This is a genomic window from Vibrio sp. 10N.247.310.23, assembly GCF_041467155.1.
GTDB classification, from domain to species: Bacteria; Pseudomonadota; Gammaproteobacteria; order Enterobacterales; family Vibrionaceae; genus Vibrio; species Vibrio crassostreae_C.
Window position 1 is genome coordinate 21,671 of the sequence record NZ_JBFSTZ010000029.1, and the last position, 15,720, is coordinate 37,390.

Consider the following 15,720-nt stretch of genomic DNA (forward strand, 5'->3'; position numbering starts at 1 on the left):
TATCTCTACAAGCAACAGATTAACCTGTCCTAACTAAACGGGGTTATTCAAGTAATGCCTTTTGGGTAGGATTCAGTTATCATCTGTTGCACGAAATTTTGGTTAGATGTACGGAAATATGCTAAAAGTCGCGATAAACGGATTTGGAAGAATAGGGCGTAATGTATTACGCGCTGTCTATGAAAGTGGCAAAAGCCAACAAATCAAAGTAGTAGCTGTTAATGAGCTTGCTCAGCCTGACGCTATGGCTCATCTATTGCAGTACGACACTAGTCACGGCCGCTTCGGCAAGAAAATCTCCAACGATCAAGAGCACATCTATGTCCATCACGGCATTGGTGCGGAAGATAAAGGTGAGTTCGATACCATTCGTATCTTACATCTTGCTGATATTGAGCTGTTGCCTTGGCGTGACCTAGAAGTGGATATTGTTCTCGACTGTACCGGTGTTTATGGTTGCCGAGATGACGGCCTAGCGCACATTGCTGCTGGGGCAAAAAAGGTACTGTTTTCTCACCCTGGTGCCAATGACCTCGATAACACCATTATCTATGGTGTGAATCACGATACCATTGAAGCGGGCCACCGAATCGTTTCCAATGGTTCATGCACCACCAACTGTATTGTTCCTATCATTAAGGTTCTTGATGACGCCTTTGGCATTGAGTCCGGTACTATTACAACTATTCACTCTTCAATGAATGATCAACAAGTTATCGATGCGTACCACAGCGATTTGCGTCGTACTCGAGCGGCAAGCCAATCGATCATTCCTGTCGATACCAAGTTGCATAAAGGTATTGAAAGAATCTTCCCGAAATTTTCCAACAAATTTGAAGCTATATCTGTGCGTGTGCCGACGGTAAACGTAACAGCGATGGATTTAAGTGTCACAATTAATGCAAATGTGAAAGTTAATGACGTAAATCAAACCATTGTTAATGCATCCCAGTGTACATTACACAATATAGTTGACTATACTGAAGCGCCGCTCGTTTCCATCGACTTTAATCACGATCCCCATAGCGCAATCGTTGATGGTTCACAAACTCGAGTGAGCAACGGCCACTTAGTTAAAATGCTAGTGTGGTGTGACAATGAATGGGGCTTTGCGAACCGAATGCTGGATACGGTTCTTGCAATGCAAGCTTCTGAAGGCAAGAAGTAAGACCTAGAAGCAAATGTGCGGATTATTTATTTTTTAGCTTGAAATAAATACTAAGAGTCCACATATTATTGGTAGTGAAAGAATTACCAGTTGAATAATTTATAGGCTTAGCAGGGTTGCTGAGTTTCCAAAACTTTATATTTATTTAAATTTGAGAGGACAAATCATGTCTGTGATCAAGATGACTGACCTGGAACTTGCAGGTAAACGCGTATTTATCCGTGCTGACCTAAACGTACCAGTAAAAGACGGTAAAGTAACTTCAGATGCACGTATCCTTGCATCTCTACCAACTATCAAACTTTGCCTAGAAGCTGGCGCAAAGGTAATGGTTACTTCTCACCTTGGTCGTCCTACTGAAGGCGAATACAACGAAGAGTTCTCTCTAGCTCCTGTAGTTAACTACCTAAACGACGCACTAGACTGCGAAGTTAAACTAGCTAAAGATTACGTAAACGGCCTAGAGCTAAACGCTGGTGAACTTGTTGTTCTTGAAAACGTTCGCTTTAACAAAGGCGAAAAGAAGAACGAAGAAGCGCTTTCTAAGCAATACGCTGCACTATGTGACATTTTCGTAATGGATGCATTCGGTACAGCTCACCGTGCTCAAGCTTCTACACACGGTGTTGGTACTTACGCTCCTGTAGCATGTGCTGGCCCTCTTCTAGCTGCTGAGCTTGAAGCGCTTGGTAAAGCAATGGACAACCCAGCTCGCCCACTAGTGGCTATCGTTGGTGGTTCTAAGGTTTCTACTAAACTAACAGTTCTAGAATCTCTTTCTAAAATTGCTGACCAGCTTGTTGTTGGTGGTGGTATCGCGAACACATTCATCGCTGCTGAAGGCCACAACGTAGGTAAGTCTCTATACGAAGCTGACCTAGTTGAAACGGCTCAAAAGCTAATGAAAGAGTGTGCTATCCCAGTAGCAACTGACGTTGCATGTGCTAAAGCATTCGACGAAAACGCAGAAGCTGAAATCAAGCACGTTTCTGAAGTTCAAGACGACGACATGATCTTCGACCTTGGTCCAGATTCAACTGCGGCACTAGCTGAAATCATCGGCAACGCGAAAACAATCCTTTGGAACGGCCCTGTAGGCGTATTCGAATTCAAGAACTTCGAAGCGGGTACAGCTGGTATCTCTAAAGCAATCGCTGAGTCTGCAGGTTTCTCTGTAGCAGGTGGTGGTGACACGCTAGCAGCTATCGATAAGTTCGGTATCAAAGCTGACGTTTCTTACATCTCTACTGGCGGTGGCGCTTTCCTTGAATTCGTTGAAGGTAAAGTACTTCCTGCAGTAGCAATGCTTGAAGAGCGTGCTAAAGCATAATTGATTTAGAAAGGCGAGATGTGAATCTCGCCTTTTAACGTTTGCTGCATATCACACTTTTTTGCTAGAATGGCATAAGTTGTGAGCAAACGATTGCAAGTTTTTAAACTTAAGTTTTTTAATCTTAAAACGATAGAATAAATAGGACTATTTCCATGTCTAAGATCTTCGATTTTGTAAAACCTGGTGTGATTTCTGGCGATGACGTACAGAAAGTATTTGAAGTAGCAAAAGAAAACAAATTTGCTCTTCCTGCTGTAAACGTTGTTGGTACTGACTCTGTAAACGCAGTACTAGAAGCAGCTGCTAAAGTTAAAGCTCCAGTAGTTGTTCAGTTCTCTAACGGCGGCGCTGCATTCTTCGCAGGTAAAGGCGTTAAACTTGAAGGTCAAGGCGCACAAGTTCTTGGCGCTGTAGCTGGTGCAAAATACGTACACGCTGTAGCTGAAGCTTACGGTGTTCCAGTTATCCTGCACACTGACCACGCTGCTAAGAAACTTCTTCCATGGATCGACGGTCTACTAGACGCTGGTGAAGAGTTCTTCGCACAAACTGGTAAGCCTCTATTCTCTTCTCACATGCTAGACCTTTCTGAAGAGTCTCTAGAAGAGAACATCGAAACATGTGCTAAGTACCTAGAGCGCATGGCTAAAATGAACATGACAATCGAGATCGAACTTGGTTGTACTGGTGGTGAAGAAGACGGCGTTGATAACTCTGATATGGACGCATCTGAGCTTTACACTTCTCCAGAAGACGTAGCATACGCTTACGAGAAACTAATGGCTGTTAGCCCACGTTTCACTATCGCTGCATCTTTCGGTAACGTACACGGTGTTTACCAAGCTGGTAACGTTGTACTTACTCCAACTATCCTACGTGACTCTCAAGCATACTGTGCAGAGAAGTTCGGTATCGCACCTAACGCTCTAAACTTCGTATTCCACGGTGGTTCTGGTTCTTCTGAAGCAGAAATCCAAGAGTCTATCGGCTACGGTGTTATCAAAATGAACATCGATACTGATACACAGTGGGCAACTTGGGACGGTATCCGTCAGTACTCTGCTGACAACTTCGATTTCCTACAAGGTCAAATCGGCAACCCAACTGGCGAAGCTGCTCCAAACAAGAAGTACTACGATCCACGCGTATGGCTACGTGCTGGTCAAGCTTCAATGGTTGCTCGTCTAGAGAAAGCATTTGCTGACCTTAACGCTGTAGACGTACTATAATTCTTTGAATTAAGTACTCTTTAAGTTTTAAAAACCCGCTCATTGAGCGGGTTTTTTTATATCTGATAAAAACTTGTACTAAATATGTGAAAAACCTAGCGTGCGGTGAATAAATTTCGTAGTCTTTTAGTTATCGGTATTTGTGTTTATCGGTAAGTTTTAATAATTCAAAAGCTTACATAAATATGACTTTGCAATCTGTCAAAGATAGGATATCGTGCCGAAAAACTGAACTTGGTTCAGTTTATAAAAAGGACTTGGCTTTAATTTACTTTTAACACAATGACTTAACGGTAATTACACTGTTTATTATATTGCAGAGTAAATGAGGCTTAAGGCAGTTTAGCCCATAGCATATTATATAGAGGATGCACATTATGGCTGATAGTTCGACAGCGATTGAGACTCCACTTGTGGATGGTTTGTCTCAAGCAGAGCAGTGGTTAACAAATAATTCAGATTTATTTATCCAATATGGCGTAAATATCATTTCAGCACTGATAATTCTATTTATTGGTAACCTTATTGTTAAAGCAGTAGCGAATAGCGTGTCTAAGGTTCTTCAGAAGAAGAAAATGGACCGAGCAGTTGTGGAGTTCGTCCATGGTTTAGTTCGTTACTTGTTGTTTGTGATTGTTTTAATTGCTGCACTTGGTCGTTTAGGTGTTCAAACGGCATCTGTAGTTGCTGTTATTGGTGCGGCTGGTTTAGCCGTTGGTCTTGCACTACAAGGCTCACTATCTAACTTTGCTGCTGGTGTACTTATCGTTGCATTCCGTCCATTTAAGTCTGGTGACTATGTGGAAATTGGTGGTGTGGCAGGTTCAGTTGATTCTATTCAAATCTTCCAAACGGTTCTAACAACGCCAGACAACAAAATGGTTGTAGTACCTAACGGTAGCGTTATCGGCAGCCCAATCACAAACTATTCTCGTCATGCGACGCGCCGTATTGATCTAATGATTGGTGTTTCTTACAACGCTGATCTTCAGAAGACAAAAGCGCTACTGACTAAGATCTGTGAATCTGATGAGCGTGTACTGAAAGAACCTGGCGTTCAAGTTGGTGTTCATACGCTTGCTGATTCTTCAGTTAACTTCGTTGTTCGTCCATGGGTTAGCACTGCTGACTACTGGAATGTTTATTTCGACCTGATGCAAGCAATCAAAGAAGGCTTGGATAACGAGGGTATCGAAATTCCATTCCCGCAAATGGATGTACACATGAATAAAGTAGAAGCTTAATTCCTAGTTAGTTTTTATAACTATAAGCTTTTATAAGGAAAGGCGGATAACTTAGGTTATCCGCCTTTTTTGTTGGTTTCATGAAGCTAAATAGATTTACCAGTATTGCTCAATAAGTCCATCGGTAAGCACCGTTGCTATGGCGAACATCATGGTTGCGACTGCGATATCAATGCCTTTCTTAACCTTAGGTTTAGATAGCGTCGGGCCTAGTTTTGCAGCGCCTAATGACAAAGAATAGAACCAGACGAACGAAGCCAATATAGTCCCCATAGCAAATGCAATTCTGTCGTTGCCTTCAAATTGCCCACCAATGGATCCAAGAATTACCACGGTATCCAAATAGAGATGTGGGTTTAATACTGTTACTGCCAATGCCCCTAAAATAACGGTGCGCTTGCCACGCGCTAATATCTCACCTTTCGACTCATCACTGGTGCGCACTTTGAATGCACTGCGTAGTGAGAGCAAACCATACACAGTCAGAAAAGCGATGCCACCTAGTGTCACTGAGGTAAGCAGTAATTCATTTTGCGACAAGATCGCTCCGCCGCCAAAAATGCCTAATGAGATAAACAGAGTATCGAGCAGGCTACAAATCGTTGCTGTCGTTAAATGATGATTGCGTTTTATCCCTTGATTTAGGACGTACGCATTCTGAGCGCCAATAGGGATAATCATACTTGCCCCTAGACCAAAACCTTGTAATAAAACCCAAAAACTCATTTTAACCTCCACTTATTTAACGATATTTACGTGCTATATGGCGAAGATACTCTGACCCTTTAAATAAGTATAATTAATGATTTTAATCCATTATTAGAGTTGCTAATGTGGTGATGAGTTAGCTTAAAAAGGAAGCAAATTGATGCGCGGATTGGATTATAAATGGATTGAAGCACTGGATGCTGTAGTAAAACAACGTAGCTTCGAAAGGGCTGCTGAGCAGTTATATATCTCCCAGTCGGCGGTATCTCAACGCATCAAACAGCTGGAAAAGTGGTTGGCTCAGCCAGCCTTGGTGAGAGAAAGCCCGCCTAGGCCAACGCCTGCGGGTAAAAAACTACTGGGCTTATATCGCCGTGTTCGTTTGTTAGAGCACGAGCTTGTGCCTGAGTTGATGAATGAAGAGGGTAATCAACCACTATCGATATCCATAGCCACCAACGCTGATAGTTTGGCGACATGGTTGCTACCAGCTTTGTCGGATGTGATTAAGTCTCGCCAAGTCGAGTTGAACCTCGCGATTCATGGTGAGTCGAGAACCATTGAAAAGATTAAAAGTGGCGAGGTGGCCGGTGCAATCAGTTTGGAGTCTCAAGCGATTCCTGGCTGCAGTGCTGACTATCTCGGTAGGATGGATTATGTGTGCGTGGCTAGCCCTGACTTTCATCAGCGTTACTTTGCAGAGGGCGTAAACTACGCCACCTTAAGCAAAGCACCTGCGGTTTCCTATGATCAATACGATGATCTGCATAAGAAGTTTCTGCATGATCATTTTAACGTCCCGAGAGACAGTGTGATCAATCATACAGTCGGCAGTTCAGAAGCATTTGTGCGCTTGGCATTATCGGGTGTAGCCTATTGCTTGATCCCCCGATTACAGATTATCGATGAGCTCGAGTCTGGTGCTCTGATTGATATTACCCCTGGCTTTCTGCTCTCTTATCGCATCTATTGGCACCATTGGCAGCTTGAGAGCGGAGTATTAAAAGAGGTATCCCAAGCAATATTGAGTTTTGCTCACAATCACTTACCTCAGTAAACTGTTGGTTTTTTCAGCGTCAAAGTTCTGTTAGAAGTGTGTGCTCTGGATTGGCTAAACGAAAAATTGCTCTATGATGAAAGGACATTTGTTTAGCATAGGTCATACCTAATGAAGCTTGTACCAAAGATGTTAGCAACGTCTCTTACTCTTACTGCGGCGTTGAGTGCTGTGAGTTTTCCATCATTGGCTGACTCTCCATCCTTTCCTCATATTTCAACGACAGGCTATGGTGAAGTGATCGCTACACCTGATATGGCGACATTCTCTGTGAGAGTCGTGGAATCGACGATGACTGCTGAACAGGCTAAAAATACCGTTGATAAAGTCGTGACAGGCTTTCTAAACAAGCTACATCAAGCTGGTGTTGATGAGGCGAGTGTACACAGCTCTAACCTGTATTTATCTCCTCAATATCATTACCCGAAAGATGGCAAACCGGAACTGGTTGGCTACCGCGCCTCACGTAATGTGACCGTTCAAGTGACTGAGCTAGCTAATCTTAATGAGTACATGGATATTGCGATTGGAGAAGGCATTAATCAGATCGACAACATCCAACTGCAAGTTCGCGACCAAGCTAAGTATCAAGAGCAAGCGCGCTTAGAAGCCATTAAAGATGCGACATCAAAAGCTAAATCATTGGCGAGTGGTTTTGAGCGCGAGTTAGGTGATGTATGGCGCGTGGATTACAACGCCCAATCTTCTCAGCCAGTACTCATGCGTTCAATGGCGATGGATGCAAGAACAGAATCGAACTCTTATGAAGACTCAACGATCACCATTCGTGATCGCGTGAATGTGATCTACCAGATCGAAGAGTAATGACAGTGCTATAGAAGGTTTTGGATCATGACGACCTAATTACCTACGATAGGCCAAATGCTAAAAAGGCTCTCATGATGAGAGCCTTTTTTATGCATTTTGAGTGCGATGATTAGTGAAGAAGACGAGCACGGATTGTGCCTTCGATCTCTTTCAGTTTAAGCAGTGCTTCTTCAGAGCGATCGGCTTCTACATCGATAACGACATAACCCATATCAGCCGCAGTCTGTAGGTATTGACCCGCGATGTTGATCCCTTCCTCAGCGAAGATGGTGTTGATCTGAGTTAGGATGCCTGGGCGGTTTTCGTGAATGTGTAATAAACGAGACGTTCCAGTATGCAGTGGTAGTGATACCTCAGGGAAGTTAACACTTGATAGCGTAGAGCCGTTATCAGAGTATTTCGCTAGCTTACCAGCAACTTCAACACCAATGTTCTCTTGTGCTTCTTGAGTTGAACCACCCACGTGAGGCGTTAGGATCACGTTATCGAACTGCATTAATGGAGACTCAAACGGGTCTGCATTGGTTTTTGGTTCTGTTGGGAAAACATCAATAGCCGCACCTGCAAGGTGTCCAGACTCCAGAGCGCCACACAGAGCAGGAATATCGACTACCGTGCCACGAGCTGCGTTGATAAAGATAGAACCAGGCTTCATGCGCTCGAACTCTTCTTTACCCATCATGTCTTTTGTTTCGTTGGTTTCAGGTACATGCAAAGAGATTACGTCACACTTGTTCAGTAATTCCGTCATGGTATGAACTTGCGTTGCGTTACCCAGAGACAGTTTGTTTTCAATGTCGTAGAAGTAAACACGCATGCCAAGGTTTTCAGCAATAATACCCAGTTGAGTACCGATGTGACCGTAGCCAATAATACCTAAACGCTTACCACGGGCTTCGTAAGAGTTGTCGGCACTCTTTTTCCAGATGCCACGGTGTGCAAGCGCGTTCTTTTCTGGAATGCCACGTAGTAGCAATAGAACCTGACCAAGAACGAGCTCAGCAACGCTTCGAGTGTTTGAGAACGGTGCGTTGAACACAGGGATACCGCGTTTTGCTGCTGCTTGAAGGTTGACTTGGTTAGTACCAATACAGAAACAACCGACGGCAACCAGCTTTTCAGCTGCATCAATAACTTCTTGGGAGATATTAGTGCGAGAACGAATACCAATGAAATGAGCATCTTTTACTGCTTCAAGAAGTTCATCTTCCGGTAGCGAGCCTTTGTGGTACTCAATGTTTGTGTAACCAGCGGCTTGCAGTACTTCTACAGAAGAAGGGTGAAGACCTTCTAGAAGTAGAATTTTAATTTTTTCTTTTTCCAGTGAAACTTTGGCCATTGTTCTCGTCCTTAAAATGGAAAGGTTGGGCAAATGCGGCGCACGTGCTACAAAATGGCTGAAAGGGGAACAAATTCACCACTTTGTTAGGAGACAAACGTTTTCTCTGTGCGTCTTCTGAACAATAAAGTAACAAAAAAAAAATGTTTTGGGTAAGAAAATTACGGAATAAGACATAATTTTACAGCAATAAAGCAAAAAAAACGGCGCCCTAGGGCACCGTATGTAATGAAGTAACAGAAAAACTCAATCTTCTATTATTTATTCTTCGATTTTTGCACCTTCAGGCGTGCCGGTGATAACCACATCAGCACCACGGTGAGCGAACAGACCAACCGTCACCACACCAGCTATACCATTGATGATATCTTCTAGTTGTTTCGGGTTTTCGATCGCCATGCCGTACACATCTAGGATCACGTTGCCGTTATCGGTTGTGCAGCCTTCGCGGTAAACTGGGTCACCACCAAGCTTAACCAACTCACGTGCCACGTATGAACGTGCCATTGGGATTACTTCAACAGGCAGTGGGAATTTACCCAACACATCAACTGCTTTAGTACCGTCAACAATACACACAAACTTATCAGAGATAGCCGCTACGATTTTTTCACGAGTCAAAGCAGCGCCGCCGCCTTTGATCATATCGCGAGTTGGGTTGATTTCATCTGCGCCATCAACATAGATGTCTAGCTTAGCGACATCGTTACACTCATACACTTTGATCTCTAGCTCTTCTAGTCGCTGCGTTGAAGCAACAGAGCTTGAAACCGCACCTTTGATTTTGTCTTTCATTGTGCCTAGTGCGTCGATGAAGTGATTTACTGTAGAGCCAGTACCTACACCTACAATGCTGCCTTCTTCAACATATTGAAGTGCTGCCCAGCCAGCTGCTTTTTTCATTTCATCTTGAGTCATGCCATTCTCCTGAATAAGGTCTTGCGCTTTGAATTGATCGTTTGCGTAATGATGAAGTTAACGTTTAGATATTGAGTTAACGTTTCTATATCGAGGTTAACGTTTGCGGCGCGATTATAGCGCTTTAATGGTTGCTTTCCCATTGCCAAGTTTTACTCGGAGTCACGATTTTAGGTAACGGAATGTCCCATTCTTCAATCGGTAGCGTATCAACATGTTGGCAATCATGAGCCAAACCAATAGGAGCTGCACCTTCGCCCGTCTCGAACCACTTTGCCAAGGTGCGATCGTAATATCCGCCGCCCATACCTAAACGATGGCCATGGGAGTCAAAGCCGACAAGGGGCGTAAGAATAAGGTCGAGTTGCTGACAAGGTTTAACCAGCATTTGATTGAGCTGAGGTTCGACAATACCGTACTTATTCAAGACCGTCGGTGTGGTTGGCGAGTAGTGTAAAAACAGCAGGTGCCCGGCAGAGAAGGGGTGCAATACTGGTAAATAAGTTTGCTTACCTTGCGCCCATAACCATTCGATTAAAGGCTGAGTATCGAGTTCGCCATCGATAGAGATATAGAGGGCAATATGCTGAGCAGACTGAATTTCATCAAGCTGCATGCACTGCTTAACTAAGTCGATACCGGATTGAGTTTGTTGGTCGCCAGATAAGGCATTGCGTTTGATACGGATCTGTTTGCGAAATTCGCTGCGTGTGAGCGTCTTCATAAGAAGGGATACCCCAAAGTGCCGTTGAGAATAGATGGCCCTTGAACCAGCGAGTTCAAGGCGGATCAGCAATGATTACCGTAGGCTTCTCGGTCGGGCCGAGCATGCTCAATAGCACTCAAGTACTAACCCTTAGGGATTGCTTATCGGCTCGGGGACGTGAATCCTCTGACAAACACTCCAGGGTAAATTTTGTGTACGCTATTGCTGTCCGTGCTTAACTTTACTGAGGACATCTGAAAGTGATGTCGTGAGCTGTTCCATTCGCTCGGTCAGTGCGTTTTGTTCATCATTTGCTTCAAACTTCTTGGTTTGTAATTCGTAGCAAATATTCAGAGCTGCGATAGTCAGCAGCTTCACTTCATTGGTTACCTTAGTACGTTCAGCCATCTCTTTCAATCGATTATCAAGATCGGCCGCCGCTGCAATCAATGACTCTTCTTGCCCTGGTGGACAATTCACTCGAGTCAGTTTTCCTAATATTTCAACGTCTACCGCTTGATTACTCATGATGGATGAACTCTTTAACGCGCTATTTTAAGGCTGTTGCCCTTCGCCATTTTTTGAGAAAGAAAAAGTGCAAGTACCGATGAGGAAGCAATCTCCTCTGAGGGAGAAACTATAGGTAAACCGCTATTAAGATTCAAGCTTTTCAGAGTGACTGTTTGTAAATGAGAGCTTGAGCACACAGTAATTCAGCAAATTGAACAATTGGTAGTCAGTCATCCTTCAATTGCTGGGGATCGATGCTTACCAGAATTGGGGTGAAGTGGTACGATTATACTATCGATATAAAGAATAACTGAGCGAGCTATCTGATGAGCGAAACTACTTTACCTGACTACCTAACGGTTGCGACTGAACTTCAATCGGCAAGTCTAGCCGTAACCCCTGCTGAGATGCACGGTTTATTAACGGGTATGTTAAGCGGAGGCTTAAGCCTTGCAGATAAAAGCTGGCAACCACTGATCTTCGATTACACCAATGAAGGCATGGGTTGGCCAGATCGCGCATTAACGCTAGCGGAAGCGACACTGAAAGTAACGACCAGTGAAATCACAGGTTCGGGTATGGAATTGTCTATGTTGCTGCCTGACGAAGACGCAAGCGCAAGCCTATTTGACTTGGCTGATGGTGTGTCTGATTGGATTAACCATTTCATTTCTGGTCTAGGCTTGGTTGGCGCTCAATTGAACAAAGCGTCTGACAGTACAAAAGAAGCATTAGCTGATCTAGAAGAGATGGCTAAGCTAGGCATTGACGAAGAAGATGATCTGGAAGAGCAAGCGCAGCTTCTAGAGCACGTTATTGAGCACGTAAAAGCGTGTGCACTAACGATTCATGCTGAATTTGGTGCTCGCCCATCTGAAGATGCGGCGCCTACCATTCATTAATTCGTTGGCCGGTTTGAGGTTATGATGGCTCAGTATGATGTTGTAATTGCTGGTGGCGCAATGGCAGGGGCAACCTTAGCCCTTGCTTTGAATCACCTAAGCCAAGGTTCACTGTCGATTGCGGTAGTGGAGCCTTATCAGGTTGATCATCAAGCTCACCCTGGGTTTGATTCTCGTTCGATTGCTTTGTCCTATGGCACGGTGCAGATCCTGGATTCTTTGCGCTTATGGCAATCTATCGCTCCGGTCGCGACCCCGATTAAAGATATCCATGTTTCGGATCGCGGGCATGCCGGAATGACAGACATCTACAGTGAAGAGCTTGCTGTAGATGCGCTTGGCTACGTGGTCGAGTTAGCAGATGTGGGTCGAATCTATCAGCAGAAACTTGAATCAGAAGCGGCAATTACCATGCTTTGTCCTGAGTCTGTTAGTAAAGTTGAACGTGAAGAAGCGTTGACGACGATTGAACTGACAAGTGGGCAAACAGTAACCACTAAGTTACTGGTTGCTGCTGACGGTGCAATCTCAACCTGTTGCCAACAGCTCAATATCTCATTGAGTGAGCATGACTTTGAGCAAGTCGCTGTGATTGCCAATATTGTGGCGAGTGAACCTCACCAAGGTCGCGCATTTGAGCGTTTTACCCATCATGGGCCAGTTGCTCTATTACCGATGAGTGACAACCGTTTATCGCTGGTTTGGTGTTTAACACCAGAGCAAGCACAAAAAGTGATGACGCTAAACGACAATGAATTTCTTGAGCAATTGCAGAATGACTTTGGCTGGCGACTTGGCCGATTAGAGAAGGTCGGCAAGCGCGCGAGTTACCCTCTGATTCTTCGTCACCGACAGCAAAATATCTCTCATCGATTTGCCATTGTTGGTAATGCTGCTCAAACGCTTCACCCAATTGCGGGGCAAGGCTTTAACCTAGGCATCCGAGATGTGGCTTCCTTGGCAGAAGAGTTGTGTACCCAGTTAGATGATGTAGGTCGTTACCGTGGTCTTGTTAACTTTAGAAAGCGTAGAGAACAAGACCGAGACGCAACGATCACGTTGACTTCAAGCCTAGTTCACCTGTTCTCAAACGATTATATGACCGCTCGCATTGGGCGTAATCTTGGGTTAGCCGTAATAGATAACCTTCCACCACTTAAAGGTCCACTTTTGCGTCATACGCTTGGCCTAGTAGAAAGATAAGGTAATAAATAATGATGCAAAGTGTTGATATCGCGATTGTTGGTGGTGGCATGGTTGGCCTAGCGCTTGCTGCTGCCCTAAAAGACAGTGACCTAAGAATCGCTGTCATTGAAGGCAGAGCGCCTAGTGAAGGGCTGAGTGAGCTGCCTGATGTGCGTGTATCCGCGTTGAGTCGTTCTAGTGAAGTGATTCTTCGTAATCTAGGTGCATGGCAAGGTATCGAACAAAGACGCGCTGCACCGTATCAAGCGATGGAAGTGTGGGAACAAGACAGTTTCGCTCGTATTGAGTTTGACTCGACACGCTTGGCTCAGCCTAATCTTGGTCATATAGTTGAAAACCGTGTGATTCAATTAGCGCTGCTTGATCAGGTTAAGAAACAAGACAACGTCAGCCTGTATATGCCCGCAACGTGTAAAACGATGGCGATTGGTGAAAGTGAAGCTTGGTTAACATTGGACAATGGTCAAGCACTGACAGCTAAGTTAGTTGTTGGAGCAGACGGCGCAAACTCTTGGGTTCGTAAGCAGCAAGATATCCCATTAACACATTGGGATTACGGACACAGTGCGATTGTCGCGAACATCAAAACCACAGAGCCGCACCACAGCGTTGCTCGTCAAATCTTCACGCCTCAAGGCCCATTGGCATTCCTACCAATGCAACCAAGCAACATGAGCTCGATTGTTTGGTCTACGGAACCAAATCGTGCCGAGAACCTCGTATCAATGTCGGATGCTGAATTCAACAAGCAGTTAACAGCTGAGTTCGATGCAAAGCTGGGCTTATGTGAAGTGGTTGGTGACCGTTTTGCCTTCCCACTGCGCATGCGTTATGCGCGTGACTTTGCGGTAGAGCGTGTGGCTTTGGTTGGTGATGCTGCTCATACCATTCACCCATTAGCAGGGCAGGGCGTGAACCTTGGCCTATTAGACGCAGCAAGCCTAGCGCAAGAGCTGTTAAAGCTATGGTCTGCGGGTGAAGACATTGGCACCAAGCGTAATCTTCGCGGCTACGAGCGCTGGAGAAAAGCAGAGGCGGCGAAAATGATTGCTTCAATGCAGGGCTTTAAAGATCTGTTTGAAGGCGATAACCCAGCTAAGAAGCTGATTCGTGGCATTGGTATGAAGCTTGCGGGCCAATTACCGGGTGCGAAAGATGAGATCATGAAGCGCGCACTGGGTTTGTCTGGCAATCTTCCTGACTTAGCTAAGCGTCCAGTGACTCATCGATAATGACATAGTGTTCTGGTGGTATATCGAATCATCATTGATACGAAAATTGGTACGAAAAAAGGGTTGGCATAATGCCAACCCTTTTTGTTTTTAATTCTGTAGATAATCAGGTCATGCGTACGCGCAGCGCAGTTTCATGATTTCACTATTTATTTCTTTCACTGTTTGAAAGTGACGTTTTTCTGCTCGGTCTGGTAGCACTAGCTTACCGTTATCAAACTCAAATTTTCCTACGCCGTAAATGTAGATTCGTCCTTTGAAAAGTCGACTTACATGTTTAGCAATCATACTCGGTGTATAGCGCTTAAACAGTCTCATTCTTAATTATCCTTATATTTACCTAGCCTGCATATTATAGAAAAACTCCGAGATAATAATTGTGATAAGCATGGAGTTATATGCAGTAGCGTTGACGTTAATTAGATATTTGTGCTGTTCTAAGCACTTTCTTCAGTAAATATCTATTTTTACGTGAGCTCCTCCCCAAAATAATACTGAGTAGTGAACTGCCGTGAACTTTTCTGTTCAGTATTAAGCAGTGATAATGTTACAAGTATAAGAATAGGCGGGATTTTTTTGTTTGTGTAATCAAATTGTAAATTTCGGACAAAAAAAAGCCCGTCTAAAACGGGCGAATAGTCACAGATGCATTACACAAAAGTGGATACTGATGTTACTCAGTGGATTCACTTGCACTGATTTGCTTAATAGCTAGTCAGTAAATTTACAATAACGCAAATTTAACTTTGTGACTACTTATGCTTTTATTTTGAGTAACTATTTATTAATGGTGTGTTCTTCTTATGACGAGGTTCACACTAAAAATGTACTCAATGAAATATTAAAATGAAGTTTGCGAAGCATGATCTAAACGATCATCGACTGATGTCCGCGACGGTCGGTGCACATAGCGCCATAAGATCATTGAGATCCAGCGCAACGCCAGCCATTCGGTCGCCGGAGCTAATGGTTACGGTCGAGTTGTTTTGAATGGAAGGATCAAAAATGATCGGCATGTGTCTCTTGAGAGCGAGCGGACCAACACAACCCACTTTAAAACCGGTGATCGCTTCAACATCAGCGAGCGACACGCAGGTCATTCGACGGCAATTCAGTACCGAGCGTACTTTCTTGGGGTCGACAGAGCGATCGCCAGCAGTACAGGCTAACGCATACTGGTTGCCCATATCCTTGAGCAGGATGCACTTCACCATTTGAGAGGCGTCGATGCCTCGCTCTTGTGCAGTTTCTTCAATGCTGGTGGTTGGCTTGCTTTGCATCAGCAGGCGATAATTCACCTGCTGTTGATCCAGCCATTGTGTAATCTGCGTTTCCACGTG

The 15,720-nt window shown here is 44.4% G+C and carries 16 protein-coding genes and 1 other RNA gene; 9 read left to right on the forward strand and 8 right to left on the reverse strand.

The features are described from left to right. Positions 1 to 118: 118 nt before the first annotated feature. From epd to mscS, 4 genes are all read left to right on the forward strand, one after another. On the forward strand, positions 119 to 1,168 hold the full coding sequence (gene epd / locus AB6D93_RS19385; RefSeq protein ID WP_017066020.1) for an erythrose-4-phosphate dehydrogenase: 1,050 nt from the start codon (positions 119 to 121) through the stop codon (positions 1,166 to 1,168). A gap of 166 nt (positions 1,169 to 1,334) precedes the next feature. Beyond that, on the forward strand, positions 1,335 to 2,498 hold the full coding sequence (locus tag AB6D93_RS19390) for a phosphoglycerate kinase (RefSeq protein ID WP_017059064.1): 1,164 nt from the start codon (positions 1,335 to 1,337) through the stop codon (positions 2,496 to 2,498). Between the two features lie 155 nt (positions 2,499 to 2,653). Continuing rightward, complete coding sequence (gene fbaA / locus AB6D93_RS19395; protein ID WP_010435694.1) at positions 2,654 to 3,730, forward strand: class II fructose-bisphosphate aldolase; 1,077 nt, start codon at positions 2,654 to 2,656, stop codon at positions 3,728 to 3,730. Positions 3,731 to 4,107: 377 nt separating this feature from the next. Beyond that, positions 4,108 to 4,974 carry a small-conductance mechanosensitive channel MscS gene (gene mscS / locus AB6D93_RS19400; RefSeq protein WP_017063201.1) on the forward strand — a complete coding sequence of 289 codons (867 nt, stop codon included), beginning with the start codon at positions 4,108 to 4,110 and terminating at the stop codon, positions 4,972 to 4,974. A gap of 96 nt (positions 4,975 to 5,070) precedes the next feature. Here the strand turns inward: mscS and AB6D93_RS19405 are convergent, their stop codons facing one another. Then, positions 5,071 to 5,700 (reverse strand): LysE/ArgO family amino acid transporter, encoded by a 630-nt coding sequence (locus tag AB6D93_RS19405; RefSeq protein ID WP_017059061.1) that lies wholly within the window; start codon positions 5,698 to 5,700, stop codon positions 5,071 to 5,073. A gap of 142 nt (positions 5,701 to 5,842) precedes the next feature. On the opposite strand from AB6D93_RS19405, the gene AB6D93_RS19410 reads away from it, so the two are divergent. Together AB6D93_RS19410 and AB6D93_RS19415 are read left to right on the forward strand one after the other, a co-directional pair. Then, positions 5,843 to 6,739, forward strand: a complete 897-nt coding sequence (locus AB6D93_RS19410; RefSeq protein WP_017068706.1) for a LysR family transcriptional regulator ArgP — start codon at positions 5,843 to 5,845, stop codon at positions 6,737 to 6,739. Positions 6,740 to 6,850: 111 nt separating this feature from the next. Further along, the gene (locus AB6D93_RS19415; RefSeq protein WP_017059059.1) at positions 6,851 to 7,564 is read left to right on the forward strand and encodes an oxidative stress defense protein; all 714 of its coding nucleotides are present in this window, start codon (positions 6,851 to 6,853) and stop codon (positions 7,562 to 7,564) included. A gap of 112 nt (positions 7,565 to 7,676) precedes the next feature. Here the strand turns inward: AB6D93_RS19415 and serA are convergent, their stop codons facing one another. The 5 genes from serA to zapA all read right to left on the reverse strand — a co-directional run bounded on the left by serA (position 7,677) and on the right by zapA (position 11,058). Beyond that, positions 7,677 to 8,906 (reverse strand): phosphoglycerate dehydrogenase, encoded by a 1,230-nt coding sequence (gene serA / locus AB6D93_RS19420; protein ID WP_017059058.1) that lies wholly within the window; start codon positions 8,904 to 8,906, stop codon positions 7,677 to 7,679. Between the two features lie 261 nt (positions 8,907 to 9,167). Continuing rightward, positions 9,168 to 9,824 (reverse strand): ribose-5-phosphate isomerase RpiA, encoded by a 657-nt coding sequence (gene rpiA, locus AB6D93_RS19425; RefSeq protein WP_017059057.1) that lies wholly within the window; start codon positions 9,822 to 9,824, stop codon positions 9,168 to 9,170. Between the two features lie 124 nt (positions 9,825 to 9,948). Continuing rightward, positions 9,949 to 10,548: a 5-formyltetrahydrofolate cyclo-ligase gene (locus AB6D93_RS19430; RefSeq protein ID WP_065584112.1), complete on the reverse strand. Its 600-nt coding sequence runs from the start codon at positions 10,546 to 10,548 to the stop codon at positions 9,949 to 9,951. 6 nt (positions 10,549 to 10,554) lie between these two features. Then, a non-coding RNA gene (ssrS, locus tag AB6D93_RS19435) (6S RNA) lies at positions 10,555 to 10,738 on the reverse strand. Positions 10,739 to 10,749: 11 nt separating this feature from the next. Beyond that, complete coding sequence (zapA, locus tag AB6D93_RS19440) at positions 10,750 to 11,058, reverse strand: cell division protein ZapA (protein ID WP_004735366.1); 309 nt, start codon at positions 11,056 to 11,058, stop codon at positions 10,750 to 10,752. A gap of 308 nt (positions 11,059 to 11,366) precedes the next feature. Here zapA and AB6D93_RS19445 point away from each other — a divergent pair, with 308 nt between their 5' ends. From AB6D93_RS19445 to AB6D93_RS19455, 3 genes are read left to right on the forward strand one after another with little or no spacing between them, the layout of a single operon-like run. Then, on the forward strand, positions 11,367 to 11,942 hold the full coding sequence (locus AB6D93_RS19445) for a YecA family protein (protein WP_017070457.1): 576 nt from the start codon (positions 11,367 to 11,369) through the stop codon (positions 11,940 to 11,942). A 24-nt stretch (positions 11,943 to 11,966) separates the two neighbouring features. Next, positions 11,967 to 13,145 (forward strand): 2-octaprenyl-6-methoxyphenyl hydroxylase, encoded by a 1,179-nt coding sequence (gene ubiH, locus AB6D93_RS19450; RefSeq protein ID WP_017059054.1) that lies wholly within the window; start codon positions 11,967 to 11,969, stop codon positions 13,143 to 13,145. Between the two features lie 11 nt (positions 13,146 to 13,156). Then, entirely contained in the window at positions 13,157 to 14,380 is a 1,224-nt protein-coding gene (locus AB6D93_RS19455) for an FAD-dependent 2-octaprenylphenol hydroxylase (protein WP_017063203.1), read from the forward strand. Positions 14,381 to 14,491: 111 nt separating this feature from the next. Here AB6D93_RS19455 and AB6D93_RS19460 read toward each other — a convergent pair whose 3' ends face one another. Together AB6D93_RS19460 and AB6D93_RS19465 are read right to left on the reverse strand one after the other, a co-directional pair. Further along, a complete protein-coding gene (locus AB6D93_RS19460) occupies positions 14,492 to 14,698 on the reverse strand; it encodes a DUF1107 domain-containing protein (protein WP_009847660.1) in 207 nt (68 codons plus the stop codon). A 557-nt stretch (positions 14,699 to 15,255) separates the two neighbouring features. Next, a complete protein-coding gene (locus AB6D93_RS19465) occupies positions 15,256 to 15,717 on the reverse strand; it encodes an aminoacyl-tRNA deacylase (protein WP_029235114.1) in 462 nt (153 codons plus the stop codon). Positions 15,718 to 15,720: the final 3 nt, after the last annotated feature.